The organism is Cupriavidus sp. H19C3, assembly GCF_049393815.1.
In the GTDB taxonomy this organism is placed as follows: Bacteria; Pseudomonadota; Gammaproteobacteria; order Burkholderiales; family Burkholderiaceae; genus Cupriavidus.
In genome coordinates, this window is sequence record NZ_CP184985.1 from 1,163,614 (window position 1) to 1,184,250 (window position 20,637).

Annotated in this window: 30 protein-coding genes, 1 other RNA gene and 1 pseudogene; all 32 read left to right on the plus strand. The window is 63.7% G+C overall.

The annotated features are described in order from the left end of the window. The first annotated feature begins 172 nt into the window (after positions 1 to 172). The 32 genes and pseudogenes from DFLDMN_RS05225 to DFLDMN_RS05380 all read left to right on the plus strand — a co-directional run bounded on the left by DFLDMN_RS05225 (position 173) and on the right by DFLDMN_RS05380 (position 20,635). Entirely contained in the window at positions 173 to 2,230 is a 2,058-nt protein-coding gene (locus DFLDMN_RS05225; RefSeq protein ID WP_423197418.1) for a DDE-type integrase/transposase/recombinase, read from the plus strand. Between the two features lie 15 nt (positions 2,231 to 2,245). Beyond that, on the plus strand, positions 2,246 to 3,031 hold the full coding sequence (locus DFLDMN_RS05230) for an AAA family ATPase (RefSeq protein WP_423197419.1): 786 nt from the start codon (positions 2,246 to 2,248) through the stop codon (positions 3,029 to 3,031). Beyond that, positions 3,031 to 3,312 carry a hypothetical protein gene (locus DFLDMN_RS05235; RefSeq protein ID WP_423197420.1) on the plus strand — a complete coding sequence of 94 codons (282 nt, stop codon included), beginning with the start codon at positions 3,031 to 3,033 and terminating at the stop codon, positions 3,310 to 3,312. Before DFLDMN_RS05230 ends, DFLDMN_RS05235 begins: the two co-directional genes overlap by 1 nt. Next, the gene (locus tag DFLDMN_RS05240) at positions 3,287 to 3,934 is read left to right on the plus strand and encodes a helix-turn-helix domain-containing protein (RefSeq protein ID WP_423197421.1); all 648 of its coding nucleotides are present in this window, start codon (positions 3,287 to 3,289) and stop codon (positions 3,932 to 3,934) included. Before DFLDMN_RS05235 ends, DFLDMN_RS05240 begins: the two co-directional genes overlap by 26 nt. Then, positions 3,924 to 4,415, plus strand: a complete 492-nt coding sequence (locus DFLDMN_RS05245) for a MarR family transcriptional regulator (protein WP_423197422.1) — start codon at positions 3,924 to 3,926, stop codon at positions 4,413 to 4,415. Before DFLDMN_RS05240 ends, DFLDMN_RS05245 begins: the two co-directional genes overlap by 11 nt. Next, positions 4,412 to 4,747, plus strand: a complete 336-nt coding sequence (locus tag DFLDMN_RS05250; protein WP_423197423.1) for a hypothetical protein — start codon at positions 4,412 to 4,414, stop codon at positions 4,745 to 4,747. The genes DFLDMN_RS05245 and DFLDMN_RS05250 overlap by 4 nt, the downstream gene beginning before the upstream one ends. Continuing rightward, positions 4,744 to 5,343, plus strand: coding sequence for a hypothetical protein (locus DFLDMN_RS05255; protein WP_423197424.1), 600 nt, complete (start codon positions 4,744 to 4,746; stop codon positions 5,341 to 5,343). The genes DFLDMN_RS05250 and DFLDMN_RS05255 overlap by 4 nt, the downstream gene beginning before the upstream one ends. Further along, positions 5,343 to 5,939 (plus strand): hypothetical protein, encoded by a 597-nt coding sequence (locus DFLDMN_RS05260; RefSeq protein ID WP_423197425.1) that lies wholly within the window; start codon positions 5,343 to 5,345, stop codon positions 5,937 to 5,939. Before DFLDMN_RS05255 ends, DFLDMN_RS05260 begins: the two co-directional genes overlap by 1 nt. Further along, positions 5,936 to 6,553 carry a DUF3164 family protein gene (locus DFLDMN_RS05265; RefSeq protein WP_423197426.1) on the plus strand — a complete coding sequence of 206 codons (618 nt, stop codon included), beginning with the start codon at positions 5,936 to 5,938 and terminating at the stop codon, positions 6,551 to 6,553. The genes DFLDMN_RS05260 and DFLDMN_RS05265 overlap by 4 nt, the downstream gene beginning before the upstream one ends. A 7-nt stretch (positions 6,554 to 6,560) precedes the next feature. Next, entirely contained in the window at positions 6,561 to 7,034 is a 474-nt protein-coding gene (locus tag DFLDMN_RS05270; RefSeq protein ID WP_423197427.1) for a hypothetical protein, read from the plus strand. Between the two features lie 26 nt (positions 7,035 to 7,060). Then, positions 7,061 to 7,342: pseudogene (locus DFLDMN_RS05275) on the plus strand (HU family DNA-binding protein); the annotation flags it as partial. After that, positions 7,342 to 7,408, plus strand: an RNA gene (locus tag DFLDMN_RS05280) — hammerhead ribozyme type II. The pseudogene DFLDMN_RS05275 and the gene DFLDMN_RS05280, both read left to right, overlap by 1 nt. Before the next feature lie 10 nt (positions 7,409 to 7,418). Next, positions 7,419 to 7,682, plus strand: coding sequence for a hypothetical protein (locus DFLDMN_RS05285; RefSeq protein WP_423197428.1), 264 nt, complete (start codon positions 7,419 to 7,421; stop codon positions 7,680 to 7,682). Positions 7,683 to 7,725: 43 nt separating this feature from the next. Further along, a complete protein-coding gene (locus DFLDMN_RS05290; protein ID WP_423197429.1) occupies positions 7,726 to 8,124 on the plus strand; it encodes a gp16 family protein in 399 nt (132 codons plus the stop codon). 1 nt (position 8,125) lies between these two features. Further along, positions 8,126 to 8,572, plus strand: coding sequence for a Mor transcription activator family protein (locus DFLDMN_RS05295; protein ID WP_423197430.1), 447 nt, complete (start codon positions 8,126 to 8,128; stop codon positions 8,570 to 8,572). Positions 8,573 to 8,700: 128 nt separating this feature from the next. Further along, positions 8,701 to 9,138, plus strand: coding sequence for a structural protein P5 (locus DFLDMN_RS05300; RefSeq protein ID WP_423197431.1), 438 nt, complete (start codon positions 8,701 to 8,703; stop codon positions 9,136 to 9,138). After that, positions 9,135 to 9,359, plus strand: coding sequence for a hypothetical protein (locus DFLDMN_RS05305; RefSeq protein WP_423197432.1), 225 nt, complete (start codon positions 9,135 to 9,137; stop codon positions 9,357 to 9,359). The genes DFLDMN_RS05300 and DFLDMN_RS05305 overlap by 4 nt, the downstream gene beginning before the upstream one ends. Beyond that, complete coding sequence (locus DFLDMN_RS05310) at positions 9,356 to 9,970, plus strand: hypothetical protein (RefSeq protein WP_423197433.1); 615 nt, start codon at positions 9,356 to 9,358, stop codon at positions 9,968 to 9,970. The genes DFLDMN_RS05305 and DFLDMN_RS05310 overlap by 4 nt, the downstream gene beginning before the upstream one ends. Beyond that, positions 9,960 to 10,178: a TraR/DksA C4-type zinc finger protein gene (locus DFLDMN_RS05315; RefSeq protein WP_423197434.1), complete on the plus strand. Its 219-nt coding sequence runs from the start codon at positions 9,960 to 9,962 to the stop codon at positions 10,176 to 10,178. The genes DFLDMN_RS05310 and DFLDMN_RS05315 overlap by 11 nt, the downstream gene beginning before the upstream one ends. Then, positions 10,175 to 10,480 (plus strand): hypothetical protein, encoded by a 306-nt coding sequence (locus DFLDMN_RS05320; RefSeq protein WP_423197435.1) that lies wholly within the window; start codon positions 10,175 to 10,177, stop codon positions 10,478 to 10,480. Before DFLDMN_RS05315 ends, DFLDMN_RS05320 begins: the two co-directional genes overlap by 4 nt. Further along, positions 10,480 to 10,701, plus strand: a complete 222-nt coding sequence (locus DFLDMN_RS05325) for a hypothetical protein (RefSeq protein WP_423197436.1) — start codon at positions 10,480 to 10,482, stop codon at positions 10,699 to 10,701. Before DFLDMN_RS05320 ends, DFLDMN_RS05325 begins: the two co-directional genes overlap by 1 nt. Positions 10,702 to 10,714: 13 nt before the next feature. Beyond that, positions 10,715 to 10,882 carry a hypothetical protein gene (locus DFLDMN_RS05330; protein WP_423197437.1) on the plus strand — a complete coding sequence of 56 codons (168 nt, stop codon included), beginning with the start codon at positions 10,715 to 10,717 and terminating at the stop codon, positions 10,880 to 10,882. Positions 10,883 to 10,884: 2 nt separating this feature from the next. Continuing rightward, positions 10,885 to 11,385 carry a DUF1804 family protein gene (locus tag DFLDMN_RS05335; protein ID WP_423197438.1) on the plus strand — a complete coding sequence of 167 codons (501 nt, stop codon included), beginning with the start codon at positions 10,885 to 10,887 and terminating at the stop codon, positions 11,383 to 11,385. Then, positions 11,378 to 13,147 (plus strand): hypothetical protein, encoded by a 1,770-nt coding sequence (locus DFLDMN_RS05340; protein ID WP_423197439.1) that lies wholly within the window; start codon positions 11,378 to 11,380, stop codon positions 13,145 to 13,147. The genes DFLDMN_RS05335 and DFLDMN_RS05340 overlap by 8 nt, the downstream gene beginning before the upstream one ends. 9 nt (positions 13,148 to 13,156) lie before the next feature. Continuing rightward, positions 13,157 to 14,764: a DUF935 domain-containing protein gene (locus DFLDMN_RS05345; protein ID WP_423197440.1), complete on the plus strand. Its 1,608-nt coding sequence runs from the start codon at positions 13,157 to 13,159 to the stop codon at positions 14,762 to 14,764. Beyond that, positions 14,751 to 16,055, plus strand: coding sequence for a phage minor head protein (locus tag DFLDMN_RS05350; RefSeq protein ID WP_423197441.1), 1,305 nt, complete (start codon positions 14,751 to 14,753; stop codon positions 16,053 to 16,055). Before DFLDMN_RS05345 ends, DFLDMN_RS05350 begins: the two co-directional genes overlap by 14 nt. A gap of 103 nt (positions 16,056 to 16,158) precedes the next feature. Then, positions 16,159 to 16,734 (plus strand): phage virion morphogenesis protein, encoded by a 576-nt coding sequence (locus DFLDMN_RS05355; RefSeq protein WP_423197442.1) that lies wholly within the window; start codon positions 16,159 to 16,161, stop codon positions 16,732 to 16,734. Positions 16,735 to 16,941: 207 nt separating this feature from the next. Then, the gene (locus tag DFLDMN_RS05360) at positions 16,942 to 18,069 is read left to right on the plus strand and encodes a phage protease (RefSeq protein WP_423197443.1); all 1,128 of its coding nucleotides are present in this window, start codon (positions 16,942 to 16,944) and stop codon (positions 18,067 to 18,069) included. Between the two features lie 36 nt (positions 18,070 to 18,105). Continuing rightward, positions 18,106 to 18,516: a hypothetical protein gene (locus DFLDMN_RS05365; protein ID WP_423197444.1), complete on the plus strand. Its 411-nt coding sequence runs from the start codon at positions 18,106 to 18,108 to the stop codon at positions 18,514 to 18,516. Between the two features lie 32 nt (positions 18,517 to 18,548). Then, positions 18,549 to 19,625, plus strand: coding sequence for a Mu-like prophage major head subunit gpT family protein (locus DFLDMN_RS05370; RefSeq protein ID WP_423197445.1), 1,077 nt, complete (start codon positions 18,549 to 18,551; stop codon positions 19,623 to 19,625). 122 nt (positions 19,626 to 19,747) lie between these two features. Then, a complete protein-coding gene (locus tag DFLDMN_RS05375; protein ID WP_423197446.1) occupies positions 19,748 to 20,200 on the plus strand; it encodes a hypothetical protein in 453 nt (150 codons plus the stop codon). A 6-nt stretch (positions 20,201 to 20,206) separates the two neighbouring features. Further along, entirely contained in the window at positions 20,207 to 20,635 is a 429-nt protein-coding gene (locus tag DFLDMN_RS05380) for a gp436 family protein (protein ID WP_423197447.1), read from the plus strand. Positions 20,636 to 20,637: the final 2 nt, after the last annotated feature.

Sequence of the window (20,637 nt, forward strand, 5' to 3'; positions counted from 1 at the left end):
GGACATTGCAGCCGCGCTCCGTGTCGCCCGGCAAGCGGCCGACGATCGAGCTCGGCGCGAGAACTGGCCGCACTCGGTGGAGACTACTCGCGGAGGCCGCCGGAAGGTCTTCGCTCGCGACGCGCTCCCGAGCGACGTACGTCGGGCAGTCGAGCGCCACGCTGCACTGTCCGTGCGGGAAATCGAGGCTGCGCAAGTCGATGCCGCAATCGCGAAAGTTCGGACAGCGGCAGCGCAACATGCGGCGGCACGCGCACGGTGCGGCGAAGCAAACCTCAAGCGCCTGCTAGAGGACATGCCAGAAGGCGTAAAAGCCCGGCTCGACGGCCGTTTCGCCATCGTTCGCAGCTGGGAGCAATGGTTTGCCTCCGCCCAGCCGATGACGCGCTCCGTGAGTTGGGAAGCCTACGCCCAAGCGTACAACGCGAACGAGCTCCAGATTGCGCACGACGTGAAGGCGATCTTCGACAAGGTGTCGGCGCGCACGGTCCAGCGTTGGGTGTTGGAGTTTGAGCGCGATGGCATGGCGGGGCTGATCGACGAAAACGACGGCCGCCCGCGCAAGGACGTCAACGCATTTACGTCGCAGCCCATGCTGGAAAAGGTCACGCTGGCCATGCTGATCGCGCGGCCGCACCTTGGCGTTCAGCACCTGCTCGATCTGATCGAAGGGGCATCACGCGACGCGAAGACGGGCGCATTGCTGTTCCAAGTCCCGACCTATCACCAGGCGTATCGATTTCTCAAGGCGTGGAAGTCGCGCAACGCCGAGCTGCTCATGGCGTCCACTAACCCCGACCAGTGGAAGAACAGCAAGATGGTCGCATTCGGCGATGCGTCGGCCGACGTGCTGCGCCTTAACCAGCGTTGGGAAATGGACGCGACGCCCGCGGATTGGATGTTGACCGACGACGAAGGCAAGCAACGCCGTTACACCGCGTCCGTCGTGATCGACGTCTACAGCCGCCGTATGGTGGTCGTGCTTGCGCCGACGCCCAAAACGGAAACCCACAAGTTCGCGTTGCGCGCAGCCCTGCTGGCGTGGGGCGTGCCCGAGGAAATCGTCACCGATAACGGCAAGGACTACCAGAGCCGCGAATTCATCGAAACGCTGCGGCAGCTCGACATCAAGCACCACACCACGGCGCCATTTTCGCCCTGGGAGAAGCCACATGTGGAGCGGGGCATCCAAAGCATCCTGCATTCGAATCTCGAAGCCCTGTCGTCGTTCGTCGGACACAACGTGGCCGAGCGCTCAGAGATCGAGGCACGCAAGAGCTTTGCCGAGCGTCTGTTCAAGAAGGACCACGTCGTCGAGCTGGCGATTGCCGCTGGCCAGCTGCAGGCGCTGATCAACGACTGGCTCTCGGGTACGTACGAGCAGCGCGAGCACGGCGGACTGTCCGAGACGCCGTTTGCGCGTGCTGCGGCCTATCGTGGTCAGCTGCGCCACATTGAAGACGTGCGCGCGCTCGACATCCTGCTCGCCCCGCCGGCCGGCAAGGGCACCTACGTGGTCACCAAGAAGGGACTGACGGTCGAGGGCGCCAACTTCATTGCGGTAGAGCTTTCCCTATACGTCGGCCGCGAGGTGGCCGTTCGCCAGGGCGAAGACCTCGGCCACCTGGTCGTGTACCACGAGGGAGAGTTTGTCTGCGTCGCGGTCTGCCCGGAGCGTACCGGCGTATCGCGCAAAGACATCGCAGCTCATGCCCGAGAGCTGCAGCGGATCAACGTGCAGACACAACGCAAGGCCGTGCGAGCCACCAAGGTCAACCCGGACGAAACGATCCAGTCTCTGTTGCGCAAGCGCGCCGAGGCGTCAGGAAAGCTCGTCAGCCTTCCGGCACCGACCGTGGCGCACGGTACCACCGGCCTCGCGGCCGCAGCTGCCGCGAAACGCGCCCTGTCCGGCGCGCCGCGCGCGGCCGAAGTCCCCGCCGATCTGCAACGCCTGATGGACGCCCGTAAGCGCGCCCAGAGCGAAGCGGCTGCACAGCCGGCACCGAACAACGTCATTACCCGTCCTGAAACCCCGCAGATTCGCTTCCGGCGGTGGATGGACCTTAACGAACGCGTCATCAACGGAGGATCAATCGACGACCCACAACTGAAACGCTGGCACGAGAAGTACCAACAAAGCTCCGAGTTCTCGGCAATGAAAAAACGCCACCAGGAGGGACAACTCCTGATGGCGTCCGGCGATCGTCGAACGGTTGCAGCCGTTTAACACGCCAACTACGGGATGAACCGCAAAACCATTATGGCTAAAAATCCGAACAACATCAAACCGACAACAGGCGCACACCCGGCAGGAGTCGCCCATATCGCCACGCTCGACCTCGTTGCAGCGACGCTGGAGCGCCTCGATGGCCGCCGCAGCGGGCTGCCTGGTATCGCTGTGCTCCACGGCCCTGCCGGTTGGGGCAAGACCTTCGCCACCAACGTCCTGGCCAACGAGTTGCGCGCGTACTACGTCCAGTGGCGCAGCGCCTGGCGATCGAAGACTCTGCTGGAGAAGATTCTGTTCGAGATGGGTGTTAAACAGCATGGCCGCGAGACCGTGCCGAAGCTGCTCGACATGGTGTGCGAGCAGCTGAGCACGTCGCGCCGCACGCTCATCCTCGATGAGTTCGATTACGCCACGAAGAACGACACGCTGATCGAGCTGACCCGCGACATCTACGAAGGCTCGCAAGGCTCGCTGCTGCTCGTTGGCGAGGAGTTGCTACCTAAGAAGCTGGAGAAGTGGGAACGCTTCCATTCCCGCGTCCTGACGTGGGCACCGGCTCAGCCCGTCACGGTGGACGACGCCGCGAAGCTGGCAAACATCTACGCCCCCGGCCTGCAGATCGATGATGCGGTCTTCGAGCGCCTCGTGGACCTGGCCAAAGGCTCGGTGCGCCGCGTATCGGTGAACCTCACGCAGATGCACGAACACAGCCTCACTCACGGCGTGGACGAGTTCTCCATGGCTGAGTTCGAGCAGGTGTCGATCTACACCGGCCGCTCGCCGGAACGGAGGCTGTGATGAACGCCGATACGTTGACGCTCTCCAGCTTCGAACACTGCCACTACCAGATCGGCCGCACCGACGCGCCCGAGATCAAGGCTCGCGGCATCGTCCAGACGACGCTTTCGGCCGACCAGCGTGGCGCCACGATGGACATCACCTTGAGCGGCGCCCGTCGCCACCAGCGCGTGATGGCGTCTATCCCTCTCTCGGTTGCTGATCTGGACGGCCTGATCCACCAGTTTCAGGCAATGCGCGAAATGATCCGCTCCCATGGAGAAACCAACCATGGCGCGTAAGCCCGCGACCCTAGAAATGAAAGGCGGGAAGTCACCGCGCCAGCGCGTGTGGGAAGCCATCCGCAAGCTGCGCAAGGGTTTCACGCAACCCGACGTCGCCGAGGTAGTCGGCGGCTTCGAGAGCGTGACCAAGGACTACATCACGAGCCTGCTCAGAGCGGAAATCATCGAGGTTATCTCGGAGGAGAGGGTGGGAATCTGCGTGCGTCGCACCTACCGTCTCGTCCGCGATAACGGCGTTGAGGCGCCTCGCATCAAACGCGATGGCACACCGGTTGTCCAGGGGGCAGGAAACGAGTCCATGTGGGGAACCATGCACCGCATGTTTGAGCGCAAGGACTTTAACTTCCGTGAGCTTGCGGCTTTTGCCAGCACGGCTGCGCATCCGATCAGCGAGGAGACCGCGAAGGCGTACGTCCAGGCGCTGGCGGCGGCAGGCTATCTGAACTGCACGAAGCCTGCCGTACGTGGCCGCAACGCAGCTCCCGCTCGTTGGACGCTGATCCCGCGCATGTTCACGGGACCGCGTGCGCCGATGATCCAGCGGACCAACGCTGTGTTCGATCCCAACCAAGGTCGCGTGGTTTGGACCGATACGAAGGGATTCGAGAGTGAGCAATAAGCCCAAGACTCGGCCGTCCTACATGGACACGGTGTGGTTCGCCGACCTGCGCGACCAGGTGCGCGCGAGTACGCAGGCGAAGGTCGCCGAGCGCCTCGGCGTGTCCCGCTCGACGCTCACGGTCTTCCTCAATGGCTCGGGTGAATACGGTAACGGCGGTGCCAAGGGGGATCGCTTCGAACGCCGTTATCGGGAGGCCTTCGAGCAGATCCCGTGCCCGCACACCGGGGAGACGGTTGGCGTGACGCACTGCCAGGCGAAAGCCCTGCGGAGCGCACCTACCCATAACCCAATGCAACTTAACCATTGGAAAGCTTGCCAGGTCTGCGCCTACAAGCCCGACGTGGTCCTGTTCCGGGACAAGCGTCGGGCGAAGGCAGAAAAGCAGGAGTTACCGATGGCCGCGCTCGATACGAAGACCCTGCCGCTGCCGGAAGTCGGCGCCCCGCAGATTGACCTCACCTCTCTGGAGAAAGCATGAAAAGCAACCAACGCCACACGCTGCTCAAGCGCCAGACGGGCGCTGTTGTTTTGCCCCGCGCCCCGCGCTTCGACGGCCCAATCGCTACGGAACTGCGCGATGCCATCCGTCGCATGCGGGCCGAACTGCGACGCAGCCTCGAACGCGTTCGCATCTACCGGCAGCTCACTGCCATTGAGCGCGAGGCCGATCGTGCTGAGCGCGAACTCGCTTGGACGCGCGACGAGCTGGAGAAGCAGGAGATCAACTGGACGCAGCTCCAGTACGTCCACAAGCGCGACCGGGACGCCCTCGTCGCTCGCCTTCAGCAACTCTCGGAGGGTGGCAAGTGAAGACGCCTTTCTCCTTCCGCAAGTTCCTTCACACCCGCCTGGGCGCCGCGATCTGGACGCTCTTGGTGGCCCTCCTGGCCTATCAGTTTGGTCAGGCATCCAACGCGCAACGGCTCTACCGCTACGAAAGCCCGAAGCGCTTTACCTCTGCAGGAGTTGAAGCCGTGACCCTTTCCAACCGACAAATCATCATCGCCAAGATCAAGGCCAACCCCGGCATCCGCACGCCCGAGCTGGCCGACGACACGGGTATCGATAGCCCGGCATCGTTCATTGCCGGTGAAATCGAGCGTAACGAGATTCTGGTGACGAAGGTCGATAACCCGCACGGTGGCCGACCGGCAAACTCCTACCGCATCAATCCGGACAACCCGCCTGACGAGACGCTCGCACCGCGTCAGCGAGTCGTTAAGGCAAGCGGGCACAAAGTGCCGGCCAGCACCGAATTCAGCGCGGCGCTGTCGTCGCGCGGCAGCCTCACGATCAGCGATGGTCGCAAGACGGTGGAGCTGACGCCCTCGGACACCCTTGGCTTGGTCGCCTACCTCGATCGCATTAACGTCGATCAGGTGCTCAAGGAAGCCGGAGTCGTTTGATGCCGATGCCGTCTTTCCGCTGCCCTTGCTGCCGGAATGAGCTGACGCTGGAGGTCGTATTCGCGCACGAAGGTGTGCGCGAGTCGGTCCAGCATCTGGTGAATGCTCACCCGGCGGCAAGCAAGCTGCTCCGCCCCATGCTGGCCTACGTCGGCCTGTTCGCCCCGGAGAAGACCGACATGCGCTACGAGCGTGTGGCGTCGATCCTCGGCGAGCTGGTGCCGATGGTTAAGGCCGGCACGGTGCGCGACGGTCACGGCACCGAGTGGTCAGCGCCGATGGAGTACTGGTGCCAGGCATTCGAGGAGATGATTGCCCGCCGCGATGGCGGCGGGCTCAAGCTTCCCCTCAAATCCCATGGCTACCTGTGCGCCATCGTCGCCGGCTATTCGAACAAGGCCGATGCCCGCGCTGAGCGCGTCACCGAAGCGCAGCGCGCGGGACATGCGGGCTTTGGCACCGCGCCCGCTCGCATGCAAACCACCACCATCCACGAACCGGCACCGCGCTCTGCGACCTCTGCAGAGGCTCGCCAGGGGGCGCTGCGTGCCGCGAACAGCCGCAAGGCGATCAACACCCAACAGGAAACGCAATGAGCGAAGCAAACATCCCGGCCGGCTACGTGCAGGACGCCCGTGGCCGGCTGATCCAAGAAAGCATGGTTAAGCCTATCGACCGCGCCCGCGACCAGATCGTCACCGAGCTGGTCGAGCTGGCGAAGAAGCAGAATGCCGCGCTGGCCGAATTCAAGAAGCGCGTGTTCGGTGATACCGAGGCGTTCATCTCGATGTCGGCCGAAGAGTATGGCGCCAAAGTCGGCGGCGCCAAAGGCAATGTCACGCTGCACAGCTTCAACGGCCGCTTCAAGATCCAGATCCAGCGCGCGGACAACATCACCTTCGACGAGCGCCTGCAGGCTGCCAAAGCCATGATAGACGAGTTGCTCGCGGAATGGACCGAAGGATCGCGCCCGGAGATCCAGGCGCTGATCCAGAGCGCGTTCGACACGGACAAGGAAGGCAACCTGAATACCGGCCGCATCTTGTCGCTTCGTCGCCTGGACATTCAGGACAAGCGCTGGAAGCAGGCCATGTTCGCCATCGCGGACAGCGTCCAGGTCATTGGCACGAAGTCCTACGTCCGAGTGTACGAGCGGATCGGCGACACCGAGAAGTACCGCCCGATCTCCCTCGACATCGCCACCATTTGAGGTCGCCATGGGAACGCTTTCGAAAGAGCAGATCACCGCGATCGACTACGAGTTGGCCTCTCCGTTTGGGCGGGTCGTCCTCGCCTGTGATGGCTACACGATCACCGTATCCGTCGAGGCGAAGGGGCCGCGCAAGTACGTGCTGATGGTGTACGTGAATGGATGGTTCAAAGGCGAATGGATGAAGGGTGCATGCGAGGAAGCAACCCGCTTCCTGCGCCCCGTCCCTTACGAGCTGTACAAGCCCGCGCAGAAGGCCGAAATCCTCCGGGACTTGGGGAAGCGCGAAGGGACGAAGTTCCTCGCCAAGTACAACCGGACGGGCGTGATCTATGAGCCGAACTGGCAATCGGTGCGCTCGATGCTCAAGCACTTCTGCAAGCACAACGAGCTGGTATCCGTGACGTCCATCGGCTTCCAGTCCGCCAGCGAAAAGACTAAGGCCGACACATCGGCAGCCGCACTGGCGCCCGTTCTTTAACCACGATTTAACCCCGACCGACAGAGGATGTAACGATGAACAAGCAAGAGCTGGTAGCCCACATCGCCGATGAAATTGGCCTGAGCAAGTCCGAGGCAGAGCGCACGCTTAACGCCGTGATCAGCGGCATCACGAAGACGCTGGCCAACGGTGGCACCGTGGCGTTGACGGGCTTCGGTGCGTTCTCCGTGGTGCGTCGCGCAGGGCGCGTCGCGCGCAACCCGAAGACCGGCGAGGAATTGACCATCCCCGCCACGCGTGCGCCGAAGTTCAAGCCCGGCAGCAATCTCAAGGCGGCGGTGGCCTAACGCGAAACACCCGCGCGAGCGGGTGTCTGTCGGGCGTGGTGGCCTGGCACTGATGAGCAGCCAATCAAGGATAAAAATGACAGAGCAAAGCATTGAGCGGACCGCGATTGCGATCTGCCGGGTCATGTACCCCGAAGCGTGGGGTGCGGGGCAAGCGTGGGAGCAATTTCCCGAATCGACGCGTAAGGCAATGCGTGACGCGGCCCACGCTGCGTGGTGCGAGCTTGGTGCCGAAGTGTGCGCCGTGGTCGGCGACGATGGCTACGCCGGCACCTTTCGGTCGATGGACCACTATCGGACGGCGCTGCGATTGGCATTCTCGACTGGCGCCGCGTGCTGATCGTGGACACCGCGGATTCTCGTCGCTAACCAGCCAACACCAAATGCCCGCTACTTCCACCCTCGCAAAGATTCACATCGCCAAGAAGCAGCTCGCGATGGATGACGACACCTACCGTCAGATGCTCGAGAGCGTGGCCGGCGTTCGGTCGGCCAAAGACCTGACGCCCATCGGCGCGGCCAAGGTGCTCCGCCATCTGGAGAAGTCCGGCTTCAAGAATGCTCGCCAGCATGGCCGGCGCCCCGCTGCGGCTGGCGCAGACCGTCAGAAATTACTCGGCAAGATCGAGGCACTACTGGCCGAAGCGAAGCGCCCATGGTCGTACGCGGATGCCATGGCCGCCCGCATGTTCCAGATTGACAAGCTCGATTGGTGCGACGCCGATCAGCTGTGGCGTATCACAGCCGCGTTGCAGAAAGACGCCAACCGTCATGGGAGGTAATGTGGATCTGTCTGAAGTCACCAACCTGCTGCCCGCCGTCGCTCAGGCGCTCGTCCGGACCATCGGCATCACGCAGACAATTCGCCTGGTCGAGCGGCTCGGCGGTTCCACCTTTCCCGTACCGCTGCGCAAGAATGCGGCGGGCGAAGTCCGGTACCAGGTGCTCGCCGAGGCGGTCGGAGAAGACGCGGCAACGCAACTTGTGTCCGCCCTCGGTGGCATCGAGGTGTACATACCGCTGTGCTCGGCCGCGCTGCGCGAAATCCGCGATCGCGAAATGCGTACCGAGTTCGATAGCATGACGGGCAAGGAGCGGCAGTACAGCGCGCTCAATGCCGTGGCCGAGCTGGCCGTGCGATATCGCATCTCCGATCGGCAAGTCTGGCGAATATTGAACCAGACAGACCGGGATGGACCCCAGTCCAAAACTCAGGCTACACTGTTCTGACCCCACACCGAAGCCCCGCACCGCGCGGGGCTTTTGCTTTCCCCTTCCCCTGACACGCGCCACCCTTCGCCTTACGCGCGTGCAGCACGAGACTGGTGCCTGTCTACATTGCATCAGCAGAGGGAAACGTGCAGCCACGCGGCATCCGCAACAACAATCCGGGCAACATCCGCTGGGGCGATGGCTGGCAGGGTCTGATCGCGCCGCACATGCGCACCGACAAGGACTTCTGCCAGTTCTCCGATCCCGTGTTCGGCATTCGCGCGATCTGCATGTGCATCCTTAACTATCGAAGCAAGTCCGGAATCCCCGGTGTCGGTGCGCCCAACATCGATACGGTGCGCGAGGTGATCAGCCGCTGGGCGCCGCCGAGCGAGAACGACACCGAATCCTATATCGCGGCCGTGGCCAAGAGCGTGGGCGTCCTGCCGAACCAGCACATCGACCTGACGAACCCGGCGGTCATGCGCGGTCTGGTGCCTGCCATCATCCAGCACGAAAACGGCCAGCAGCCCTACAGCGCGGCCGTGATCGATCAAGCCATGCGGGCGGCCGGCATCGTATGAGCCGTGTTACCGAACTCATCACTGACGAGCGCACGGGCCGGCTCTCCCACACGAAGCTATGGCCGAACGTCGCCAATGCTGTCGCGACGGTGATGTTTGTGCGCACGGGCTGGCTCGGCCAGCTCACCCCTGAAATCTGGTGGGCCTACCTCGGCGGCGTCGGCGGCTACACCGCCGTGATGCGCATCGCTCTGGCTCTGCGCGAAAGGAAAGCCCAATGAACGGACTTAACCGCCTCGAGGCGATCGTGCTGGGTGTCCTTGCGCTGCTCGCAGGCGCCGCGATCGCAACGCCGGCTGCGCTCTGGTATGGCGGAAGGCACGCAACGGCTATCGCTGACGCGAAGCTGGCAAGCGAGCGGGAGCAGCTGGCCACCAGCAACGCTCAGGCCCTGCGTCATGCCGGCGAGGTGATGGCTGAAGAGACCGCGCGTGGCAATCGGCTCAGCGCTCAACTCGGCGTGGCCCAGGACGAAATCAGCGCACTCGCGCGTCAACTCCAAGAGAAGGTGAACGATGTCTCGACCGTCTACCGGCCGGCGCCAGGCGCTGTGCCTCAGCCTCTTCCTGTCTGTATCTTCACTCGCGGCTGGCTGCGCCAGTACAACGCCGCCATCACCGGCTCTGATCTGCCCGCTGCCACCGAAGGCGCCAGCGCACCTGCTCAAGCGTCCGACGCCCGTGGAGCCGCTACGGGAGACGACCTCGCCCCCGTCGGCATCGACCAGCGGTCGATTCTGAGCCATCACATCGACTACGGCGCGCGCGCTCGCATGCTGGAGGAACAGCTCAATCGCCTGATCGATTACGAGGAGGGCAAGGATGCTCAGTAATCGCGCGCTCGACCACGCTTCGGAGATCGAGCAGGCTGATCGCGACGAAGCCCTGCGCCGCGTGCGAGAACGGCTCTCCACTGGCGCCTCTGCCGAGGTGTGCCAGGACGAAGCGTGCGGCGAGCCGATTCCGGAGGCGCGGCGCATCGCGATTCCTGGTTGCCGCTTCTGCGTCACGTGCCAGACGCGCCGGGAGAGAGCTCGATGACGATCGCATTTCCGGAAATCTTGGAAGCGTTCAAGGCGCTGTTGTCCGTGGCGGCAGCGATCGGCGGCCCCTTCCTGACATGGTGGCTTGCGCGAGAGCGCGCCGAACGGCAGGAGGTCACGGCCACGGCCAAGGCGCTCGGCAGCGATCTGGCCGAACTGCGGCTGGACATCGCCAGGAACTACGCACGGCGGGAAGAAATCAAGGACAGCCGGCAGGAGGTGCTGGACGCGGTTGATCGCCTGTCAACGAAGGTAGATCGCATCTACGACAAGCTGGACAACAAAGCAGACAAAACCTGATGACCCAAAAAGACGAAAGCGAAGAACTGCGCCTGCTGCGCCAAATCGGTACGCAGGTTAGCGGCATGGATACCAAACTCGATGCCATGGACGCGAAGATCGATCGCATCGAAGGCCGTGCCATCCGCCTCGGTGCGACCGCTGGTGCTGCCGCCGGCGGCATCACCGGTGGCATCGTGGCCGTGGGCGTCCTTCTGGCCAAGTTCAAGCTGGGAGCCTGACAGCATGCCAGGCGTGGAGATCAAGTTCAAGGACGGAACATCCCAGCGCTTTCCGTATCCCGCGTATGTCGTCGGATACGAGGGCGCGTTCGTGATTATCCGAACCGAGTCCGAGAAAAAACACTCCTTCCCGGCGCAAGACGTCAGGGAGGTCATCGAAACACCACGCCCCCGCTTTTGACCATGGCCCACCCCAAAGAGACGCGTGACGTCGTCCGCCGCGCCTACGTCTTCGATCGGTTGACGCTGGAGGTCGCAGCGATGAAGGCTGGCGTAGCCTATGCCACGGCGCGCCGTTGGAAGACCGACGCTTTCGAGGCAGGCGACGATTGGGACCGTGCTCAGAGCGCGCATCTCATCGCTGGCGGCACGCTGGAGGAGATCGCTCGCGGTGTGCTGGCCGGTCTCGTCACGCAATACCAGGCCACGATGGAGGAGCTGGCGGCGTCGGAGAATGTTAAACCGCAGGAAAAGACCAAGCTGCTGGCCAGCCTTGCGGACAGCTTCCAGAAGACCGTCTCGGCCAGCAAGAAGATTCTGCCGGAGACCAACGAGCTGGCCGTGGCCATGGACGTCATTCAGCGCCTGGCGAGCTGGGTCAAGGAAAACAAGCCCGAACACATTGCAGCGTTCGCGCAAATCCTCGAACCGTTCGGCAACGAGCTGAGCCGCGCGTATGGCTGAGAAGTTTTCCGTTAAGGACTTCCGCGACGAGCTGGAGGAGCTGGCCGCGCAACTCAGGCGTGATATCGAGTCGTTTCAGTCCGGCCTGGACAGCAGCGCGGCCGCGATCGCCGAGCGCCGCCGCCGCGTGCTGCTGGGCGACTTCCAATTCTTCGCCTACACCTACTTCCCCCACCATATCCGGGGCACGCCATCGAGCTTTCAGGGGCATTTCTGCCAACGCTATCCGCGCGTGCTGGAACAGACCGGCGGTGCGCGCGAGTGGTGGGTGGCGCCTCGCGGCGAAGCCAAGTCCTCGCTGGCCACGAAGATCGGGCCGGCGTACTGCGTCATCCAGGGCCTACTCCAGCAGCCGAAGGTGCAAAAGGAGCTGCAGCTCGAAGGCAAACTCCCGCCGTTCAATGACTACGTCGTGTTGCTCGGCGCGGAGACGAAGCTGCCGGCCAAGCTGATCGAAGTGGTTAAGACCGAGCTGACGGCCAATGCGATGCTTGAGCTGGACTTTCCGGAGGCATGCGGAAAGACCGGCCTCTGGCGAATTGGCGAGGCTGTGTTCCAGACCAACGTCAAGCTGGAATCGTTTGGCGCCGATCAGGCCGTGCGCGGTACCTTCCACGGGGCGAGCCGGCCGAAGATTCTCATGGGCGATGACTTGATCACCGATGCCGAGGCCAAGAGCCCGACCGAGCGCGAGAACCGATGGAACTGGCTGCAGCGGGCAATCGACTACCTCGGGCCACCCGATGGCAGCGTTAAATACCTCGGCGTTGGCACTGTGCTGGACAAGGATGACCCGATCTCGCGTGCCAAGAAGACCATCGGCCATGTCGTGCATCACTTCCGGGCCATCGAGCAAATGCCCGCCCACATGGATCTGTGGGAGAAGTGCGAGGAGATGATGCTCAACACCGACCGCGCTGCGATCGAGGAGGCGGCCGGCCGTGGAGAAACGCTGCCAGATCAAGCTCTGCCGTCGTTCGAGTTCTACCTCCAGCACAAGCCGCAGATGGATGAAGGTGCCAAAATCTCGTGGCCATCCGTGCGCTCACTGTTCTGGCTGATGCGTCAGCGCGCCAAGGCACCGAGGGCATTTAACACCGAACTGCAGGGCGACCCGCGCACCGAAGATGACAAGGTGTTCGGGCATATCACTTTCTGGGTTCAGAAGCTCCAGCACTGGCTCATGTTTGGTGCCTGTGATCCGTCGATGGGCCTCGGCAAGAAGTCTGACCCGTCGGCTCTGCTGGCTGGCGGCTTCGATACATGGAACGGCAAGCTCCACGTCATCCACGCAGAGATCAAGCGGCGAGTGCCGTCAAAGCTCGAATCCGATCTGATTGAGATGCAGCGCGAGTTCCGCTGTCGCGCTATCGGCTTCGAGAACAACAACGCCTATGAGCACTCCCGCCAGACATACATCCAGGCGGGTATGCGTAAGGGCGTTCCGCTGCCACTGATCGGCGTGACGGCTACTGTCGCGCCAGAAGTCCGCATCGAAGGTCTGGAGCCTTTTGTTACTGACCGGATGGCCCCGAGCATCCTGCTGCACAAGGCGTTACGCGCGCTGCTCGACGAACTGGACACGTGGCCGGAGCCACAGACGCATCACCACTATGACGGCCTCACGGCGCTGCACATCCTTTGGGTGATCGCCAGTAGCCGCGCCGCCGGCATGTACGACTACACCCCTGTTCCAAAGCGCGCGCCGGACATTGCGCGCGATGACGACGACTTGTACGCGGGCGCAGCTGGCGCCTGGTAGGAAACCATCATGGCAAAGATCGTTGATCAACATGGGCGGCCCTTTGACGGGGCCGCTCTGTCCGAGCCGCAATCGGCTCGCCTGCAGGCGCTGCATCACGACTACGCAGGGCACCCGTCTCGCGGCCTTACGCCGGCCAAGCTGGCCCGCATACTGGAGCAGGCCGAGCTGGGCGACCTATTGGCGCAGTCCGATCTCTTCCAGGACATGGAGGAGAAGGACGGCCATATCTTTGCGGAGATGAGCAAGCGCAAGCGCGTACTGCTCACCGCGGATTGGGCTGTCAACCCGCCGCAGGACGCCAGCGCGGAGGAAAAGCGCCAGGCCGCTCTGATTGGCGAGTGGTTCCGAGACTTGCCGGACTTCGAGGGCATGATGCTGGACATGCTCGACGGCATCGGGCACGGTTTTTCGCCGCTGGAGATTGGCTGGTCGCGGGTGGACAAGATGTGGCTGCCTGACAGTTTCACCCATCGGCCGCAGCGCTGGTTCATGACGCCTTTTGCATCGCCGGACGAGCTGCGGCTGCGCGGCAGCGCCGTGAGCGGCGAGGAGCTGTGGCCCTTCGGCTGGGTCGTCCATCGCCACAAGGCCAAGACCGGGTTTATCGGTCGTGGCGGCCTGCACCGCGTGCTGGCATGGCCATACCTGTTCAAGAACTTCGCCGCGCGCGATCTGGCCGAGTTCCTCGAAATCTACGGCCTGCCGCTGCGCGTGGGCACGTATGGCCCAGGTGCCGGCAAGGACGAGAAGATGGCGCTTCTGCGCGCCGTGACCGAGATCGGGCACAACGCCGCCGGCATCATTCCCGAGGGCATGAAGATCGATTTTCAGACGGCAGCGGTCGGCACCAACGATCCTTACGAAGCGATGATCAGCTGGTGCGAGCGCACTCAATCCAAGGTCATCCTGGGCGGGACGCTGACGAGCCAGGCAGATGGCAAGTCGTCGACCAATGCGCTGGGGAACGTGCACAACGAAGTGCGCCACGACCTCAAGGTGTCCGACGCCAAGCAACTGGCCACGACCATCCGCCGCGACGTCATCTACGCGATCTGCGCGCTTAACTTTGGCGTGACTGACCGGCGGCGCCTGCCGTCAATCGCGTTCGATACGCGCGAGCCCGAGGATATGAAGCTGTACGCCGACGCGCTGCCGAAGCTGGTGGCGATCGGTGTCCAGGTGCCGCTTGGATGGGCGCATGAGAAGCTGGCAATCCCCGTGCCCAAAGACAATGAACCGCTGCTGACGGTGCCGCGCCCGGAGATGGCGGTTCCGCCCGAGCTGCGGCCCGAGGCGCCGCCGGCTGGCACCAAGCCCAAGGCGGCACTGACGTATCGCGCAGTGCTGTCCAACGACCAGGGCGAGCGCCTCTACCCCGATCAGAACGCGGTCGATCAGGCCATCCTCGATTTGCCTGCCGAGGCGCTGGCCGATGGCATGGCCCAGCTGCTCGCACCCGCCATTCAGGCGATCCAGGCTGGCGAAGAGCCAGACGAAGCGATTGCCGCGCTGGTGGCCAGCTACCCGCTCCTGGACGATAACGCGGTCTCGCAGCTGCTGGCGCGTGCCATCTTCGTCGCGGATGTCTGGGGACGCGTCAATGGCGACAGTTGATCTGGCCTACGCCTTCGGGCTCGCACCCGAGGAAGCGATCCGATATTTCGAGAGCAAGGGCTACGCGGTCGGATTCAAATGGCAGGACGTTTGGCAGGAGGCGCACGCCAAGGCATTCACCGTGGCCGGTGTTATGAAGCTGGACGTCCTGCAGGACATCCGTGGCGCACTGGATAAGGCTCTACGAGACGGCGGAACGCTCGCGGAGTTCCGCAAGGGCCTGTTGCCCACACTTGAGGCGAAGGGCTGGATCGGCAAGGGCTTCGTCATTGATCAGGAAACGGGTGAAGTCCTGGGCAAGCGCCTGACGCCGCGTCGCCTGAAGACGATCTTCGAGACCAACATGCAGGCGGCTTACAACGCCGGCCGCTACACATCTCAGCTCGAGAACGCAGATAGCCGGCCGTATCTGGAGTACGTCGCGATCCTGGACAGCCGGACCCGGCCCACTCACCGTGCCCAGCACGGCAAGGTCTTCCGCGTTGGTGATCCGTTCTGGCGGTACTTCTACCCCCCGAATGGGTGGCGGTGCCGGTGCCGGGTGCGTGCCCGCAGCAAGGCAGACGTGGATCGGCTTAACCTCGCTGTGTCGGATAGCGCTGGCCACCTCGAAGAAGTCGAACAGGTCATCGACCGCGACGGCAACACACGCCGCGTGATGGGCTACCGAGACCCGATCTCGGGCAAGACCTTTCTGGCCGACCCCGGCTTTGCATACAACCCCGGACGCGCCGCCTTCCAACCGGAACTGGACCGCTACGCCCCGGATGTCGCCCGCCAGTACGTCAAGGGCACTCTGACAGGGCCGGCATTCAAAGCCTGGTACGCAAACGCGGACACCGTCGTGAAGGCGGCACGCGCCAGCATGCCTGACGCGGCCGGCTCAGCGGTGCGCGCGAAGGTAGACCCCGAACTGATCAATGGGCAGCGGTATCCGGTGGGCATTCTCGGTGCGGCTGATCGGACCGCCCTCGGCGTCGAGTCGCAGACGGTCTGGCTATCCGATGAAACTCTGGTGAAGCAGCTGGTGAACCGCGAGGGGCAAAACATCGGCCTGAATGATTACTGGCGCGTCCAGGGCGTCATCGAAGAGGCCCAGCTCGTCGTGAAAGATGGCGACACCAGCCTGGTGTTTGTCCGTCGCGAGGAAAAGCTCTATCACGCGGTGATCAAAGCCACCAAGAGCGGGAAAGCGCTGTTCCTGACATCGTTCCGGGAAACCAACATGGCCGCAGCTCAGCGGGCGATGCGCAAAGGGCAAGTCGTGCGCAATGAGCTGGAAGGGAAGTAAGCCTCGGGAGGGACTCCCTAGTCCCCTCACGCGGTCCGCCCCTGGGGCGTCCTACGGCCGGGAGATTCACCGTGTTTCCGAGGCTTAACGGAGAGTATAAGGCATGATCGAGATCAAGGTGGATGGTAGCAGGATCGCCAAGGCGCTGGGACGGCTACGGGAGTTCCAGCGCAGCAAACGGCCGCTGATGCGTCAACTGGTAGCCATCATGCACGACGCCGTGGAGGAGAACTTCGCCCAGGAGGGCCGTCCCAAGTGGCTCGGCCTGGCCAAGTCCACGCTCAAGCGCCGGCCGGACGGCAAAATCCTCCAGGCGAGCGGCCGGCTGGCGGCTTCCATCCAGTCTCATGCGGACGGCGATTCGGCGGCGGTCGGCACCAACACGAAGTACGCGGCCATTCACCATTTCGGCGGCGAGATCACGCGGGCCGCGCATTCCGGCTGGGTCCGACTGCGCGCGGACGCCAAGGGGCGGCTGCTGCGCCAGGGTAGCGAGGGCCGCGCTGCTCGCCTGGCGGTGTTCGCCAGAGATGACCACAAGCGTGCCCGCAAGGTCCGCTACACCGTGGGCGAAGGCAAGGTAAAAATCCCGGCGCGCCCGTTCCTTGCGCTCACGCCTGCTGACGAAGACAATATCGAGAAGACGGCCACCGACTACCTGGCTGGGCTCTTCGAATAGCGCCCTTCGGAAATCCGGGCCGCAGAGCGATTTTCGGGCCGTGCAGCTACCATGGGTGCACCCACCCCCGGAAAGGTATGTTAAGGGCAGGTTAAATTCGTTCCTAACCGCCTTTCCACCCTCATCATCCCCCCGCACCCGCGATTCACCCGCCGGGTGACACGGTTCCACCTCTGCCGCTGAGCATGTGGCCGCCAAGATGGCGGCATGACGATCCGTGCCCTCATCGCCCACCTGTCTGTCGAGATCCCGACCGGCGCCAGCGTTATCCAACTGCTGCCGGCCGGCTCGTTTCGCGCCAATGACGGCCGCCCGACCGAGTGCGATGCCTGGCACATCGATGACACGATCGCTGCCACGGTTGTCGCGGCAGTCAACTCGCGGGGGAAGCCCTATGTAATCGACTATGAGCACCAGACGCTGGCCAAGGCAACGAACGGCCAGCCGGCGCCGGCATCCGGCTGGTTCACAACGGTCGAGTGGCGCCCCGGCGACGGGCTGTACGCGGTCGATGTCGAATGGACCGAGCGCGCCGCCGCCTACATCGCCGCCAGGGAATATCGCTTTCTCTCCCCCGTCTTCACCTACGACAAGACCGGCGCCGTGGGCCAGCTGTTGCACGTTGCGCTCACCAACACGCCCGCACTCGACGAGCTCGACGAAGTCTCGCTCGCTGCGGCGTCGCGCCTGATCGCCGATTTATCCGCCCAGACGGGGGCACCTCCCGTCGATTCCACTCAGGAGCCTCAAATGGATGAACTGCTGGAGCAGCTGCGTTGGCTGCTCAACCTGCCCGTGGGCGCCACTGCCGACGACGTCAAGGCCCAGCTGCAGAAGCTGATCGGCCAGCTGTCCGAAGGCAAGGGCACGGCCGCCGCCTCGATCAACGTCGGCGAGCTGCTCGCTGAGCGCGACGAGCGGATTGTGGCCCTGTCCGCGAACCAGATCGACCCGGCGCGCTTCGTGCCGATCGACGTGGTCGATGGCCTGCGCGGTGAAATCGCCGCACTGACGGCGACGGTCAATGCCGCAAGCACTCAGGCAAGCAATACCACGGTCGATGGGCTGATCACCGCCGCGCTCTCGGATGGCCGCCTGCATCCGACCATGGAAACGTGGGCACGCGGCCTCGGCCAGTCCAATCTGCCCGCCCTGCAGGAATACGTGAACAAGGCCCAACCGATCGCTGCTCTCACATCACGGCAGACCGGTGGCGTCACGCCGCCCACGGTCGCGCTGTCGGTCAGCGCCCCGGACGCGACGCAGCTGGCCATCTGCTCGGCGATGGGCATCACGCCCGAAGCGTTCGCCGCCGCCAACAAGCCGGCTGCCTGAGTTAAGGCAGCCATCCCGTAACGCCTGGAGACCAGCATGACTGCGCTCACTGCGGACCGCAACACCACTAACCGAGCCGGAACCGACTTCGAATTTCCGGTGGCGGCCAACACCAAGATTTATGCAGGCGCCATCGTCTGCATCGACAACACCAAGGCCCTGGCCACCAAGGGTGCCACGGCGACCACGCTCAAGAGCGTCGGCATTGCCCAGGCGGGCGCCGACAACACCGGCGGCGCCGATGGCGCGATGCGCGTGCGCGTGCGGCGCGGTCTCTGGAGCCTCGCCAACTCGGGCGCGGCTGACCAGCTCACGCTCTCGGACGTCGGCGCTGACTGCTACGTGGTCGACGACCAGACGGTCGCCAAGACCAGCGGCAGCAACACCCGATCGGTGGCGGGCAAGGTGCGCGACGTGGACGCCAGCGGCGTCTGGGTCGAGTTCTAAGCAAACCGACTTTCTAACTCTCGGAGATCCAGATGAAACTGACCCGTACTCGTGGGTTCCACCTCGGCCTCGGACTGACCCTCGCGGTGGCGGTGGCTGTTGCCATCATCGCCAGCGTCGTCGGCGAGCCGGCCAGCCACGCGCATGCACTGGCGCTGTCCGGCCTGCAGCCCGGCGACTTCGACGAGCGGCTGCTCGGCATCGTGGGCGCCGGCATCGTCATCAACCGTGGCAACCTCAACTCGCTATTCCAGGGGTTTCAGGTACTGTTCCAGAACGCGTTCGACGGCGTGCCGGCGGACTGGGAAAAAGTGGCCATGAAGGTGCCGTCCAAGTCCGGACGCGAAGTCTATCCGTGGCTCGGCCAGACTACTCGATTCCGCGAATGGATCGGCGATCGGGTGCTGCAGAACCTGATGCTGCATGACTTCACCATCCGCAACAAGCCGTGGGAAAACACCATCACGATCGACCGCGACGAGATCGAGGATGACACCTACGGCGTCTACGCACCGATGGCTTCGCAGCTCGGCCAGGACGCGAAACAACACCCGGACGAGCTGAACTTCGGCCTGCTGGCCAGTGGCTTCAACTCCGCGTGTTACGACGGCCAGTACTTCTTCGACACCGATCACCCGGTGCTGCAGGCCAACGGCTCGACGGGCTCCGTGTCGAACTTCCAGGGGGGCAGTGGCACCGCCTGGTATCTGCTCGACACCACCAAGATGGTCAAGCCGCTCATCTACCAGGTGCGCAAGGACTACAAGTTCGTGGCCATGGATCAGGAGACCGACGAACAGGTCTTCACCAGCAAGAAGTTCCGCTACGGCGTCGATGCGCGCTCGAATGTCGGCTTCGGCCTGTGGCAGCTCGCGTTTGCGTCGCGGGAGGAGCTGACGCCGGAATCGTACGCGGATGCCCGCGCCCAGCTGATGGAAATGAAGGGGGACAACGGCAAGCCGCTCGGCGTTCGCCCGTCGCTTCTGGTCGTGCCGCCGTCGCTCGAAGGCAAGGGTCTGGAAATCCTCCAGGCCGAGAAGAACGCGAACGGCGCAACCAACATCTACCGCAACACCGCCCAGCTGCTCAACACGCCCTGGCTGGCCTGACGGGATAACACCCCGCCGATGACTGCCGCGTGACGCCGTAAGCGCGGAGGAAGACTGAGCCGGAACCCACGGCGCCGTTGATGGGTTCCGGTGCGTCTCACACCAACTGCAGGAGAGCCAACATGGCCACGAAGGTTAAGGTATTGCGCGTTGTCAGCCGGACGGACCGCTTTCGTCGCGCTGGACACGAGTTCGGCGCCGAGCCGAAAATTATCCCGGTGGAATCGCTTTCGGAAGACCAGCTCACCGCGCTCAAGGGCGAGTCGAATCTGGTCGTCGTCGAGGTCGAGGTTCTGATGGACGACGCCGGCAACATGCAGGAGGTCGGTCCCGCAGGAATCGACGATGCGCACAAGCTGCTGCAGGAGTGGGCCGAGGAGCTTAACGCTCGGCACAACGAACTGCAGGTGCGCGAGGACGCCGTGAAAAAAGCCGAAGCCAGCGTCAAGAAGGCCGATGACGCCCTGACCGACCGCGAAGACGCGGTGGCCAAGCGCGAGCAGGCGATCGCGGACGCGGCCAAGGATACCGCTCGCGGCAGTTCGGGCGGCGGCACGAAGAACGGCGGCAAGTAAGCGGCCATGGCCTACGCAACGCGTGACGACATGGCGGCCCGCTTTGGCGAGGACGAGCTTATCCAGCTGAGCGACCGCGACGACCAGGGCGAGATCAACGTCGGCGTTCTGGCCGATGCACTGGAGGATGCAAGCGCTGAGATGGACAGCTATCTCGCCGGCCGCTATGCCGTCCCGCTTGCGCAGGCTCCCCGCTTCCTCGCGGGCCTGTGCATGGATATCGCCCGATACCGCCTCTGCGGTTCGGGCGGACGCCGCAGCACCGAGGACATCGACGACCGGTACAAGAACGCCGTGAAGTTTCTCGAGAAGGTAGCCAACGGCACGGTGTCAATCGGACCCGTATCGCAGACAGCCACTGTTCCGCCGGCAGACAACCCCGTGGTGTTTCAGAGTAGCGGCAAGGCATTTGGCCGCGACAGGGGCGCACTGTGACC

Bases quoted from the DNA above. Each gene is read 5' to 3' on its own strand.
- DFLDMN_RS05230 (WP_423197419.1), top strand. From the start codon at position 2,246: ATGAACCGCAAAACCATTATGGCTAAAAATCCGAACAACATCAAACCG.
- DFLDMN_RS05235 (WP_423197420.1), top strand. From the start codon at position 3,031: ATGAACGCCGATACGTTGACGCTCTCCAGCTTCGAACACTGCCACTAC.
- DFLDMN_RS05240 (WP_423197421.1), top strand. From the start codon at position 3,287: ATGGAGAAACCAACCATGGCGCGTAAGCCCGCGACCCTAGAAATGAAA.
- DFLDMN_RS05250 (WP_423197423.1), top strand. From the start codon at position 4,412: ATGAAAAGCAACCAACGCCACACGCTGCTCAAGCGCCAGACGGGCGCT.
- DFLDMN_RS05260 (WP_423197425.1), top strand. From the start codon at position 5,343: ATGCCGATGCCGTCTTTCCGCTGCCCTTGCTGCCGGAATGAGCTGACG.
- DFLDMN_RS05265 (WP_423197426.1), top strand. From the start codon at position 5,936: ATGAGCGAAGCAAACATCCCGGCCGGCTACGTGCAGGACGCCCGTGGC.
- DFLDMN_RS05270 (WP_423197427.1), top strand. From the start codon at position 6,561: ATGGGAACGCTTTCGAAAGAGCAGATCACCGCGATCGACTACGAGTTG.
- DFLDMN_RS05285 (WP_423197428.1), top strand. From the start codon at position 7,419: ATGACAGAGCAAAGCATTGAGCGGACCGCGATTGCGATCTGCCGGGTC.
- DFLDMN_RS05290 (WP_423197429.1), top strand. From the start codon at position 7,726: ATGCCCGCTACTTCCACCCTCGCAAAGATTCACATCGCCAAGAAGCAG.
- DFLDMN_RS05305 (WP_423197432.1), top strand. From the start codon at position 9,135: ATGAGCCGTGTTACCGAACTCATCACTGACGAGCGCACGGGCCGGCTC.
- DFLDMN_RS05310 (WP_423197433.1), top strand. From the start codon at position 9,356: ATGAACGGACTTAACCGCCTCGAGGCGATCGTGCTGGGTGTCCTTGCG.
- DFLDMN_RS05315 (WP_423197434.1), top strand. From the start codon at position 9,960: ATGCTCAGTAATCGCGCGCTCGACCACGCTTCGGAGATCGAGCAGGCT.
- DFLDMN_RS05320 (WP_423197435.1), top strand. From the start codon at position 10,175: ATGACGATCGCATTTCCGGAAATCTTGGAAGCGTTCAAGGCGCTGTTG.
- DFLDMN_RS05325 (WP_423197436.1), top strand. From the start codon at position 10,480: ATGACCCAAAAAGACGAAAGCGAAGAACTGCGCCTGCTGCGCCAAATC.
- DFLDMN_RS05335 (WP_423197438.1), top strand. From the start codon at position 10,885: ATGGCCCACCCCAAAGAGACGCGTGACGTCGTCCGCCGCGCCTACGTC.
- DFLDMN_RS05340 (WP_423197439.1), top strand. From the start codon at position 11,378: ATGGCTGAGAAGTTTTCCGTTAAGGACTTCCGCGACGAGCTGGAGGAG.
- DFLDMN_RS05345 (WP_423197440.1), top strand. From the start codon at position 13,157: ATGGCAAAGATCGTTGATCAACATGGGCGGCCCTTTGACGGGGCCGCT.
- DFLDMN_RS05350 (WP_423197441.1), top strand. From the start codon at position 14,751: ATGGCGACAGTTGATCTGGCCTACGCCTTCGGGCTCGCACCCGAGGAA.
- DFLDMN_RS05355 (WP_423197442.1), top strand. From the start codon at position 16,159: ATGATCGAGATCAAGGTGGATGGTAGCAGGATCGCCAAGGCGCTGGGA.
- DFLDMN_RS05360 (WP_423197443.1), top strand. From the start codon at position 16,942: ATGACGATCCGTGCCCTCATCGCCCACCTGTCTGTCGAGATCCCGACC.
- DFLDMN_RS05365 (WP_423197444.1), top strand. From the start codon at position 18,106: ATGACTGCGCTCACTGCGGACCGCAACACCACTAACCGAGCCGGAACC.
- DFLDMN_RS05370 (WP_423197445.1), top strand. From the start codon at position 18,549: ATGAAACTGACCCGTACTCGTGGGTTCCACCTCGGCCTCGGACTGACC.
- DFLDMN_RS05375 (WP_423197446.1), top strand. From the start codon at position 19,748: ATGGCCACGAAGGTTAAGGTATTGCGCGTTGTCAGCCGGACGGACCGC.
- DFLDMN_RS05380 (WP_423197447.1), top strand. From the start codon at position 20,207: ATGGCCTACGCAACGCGTGACGACATGGCGGCCCGCTTTGGCGAGGAC.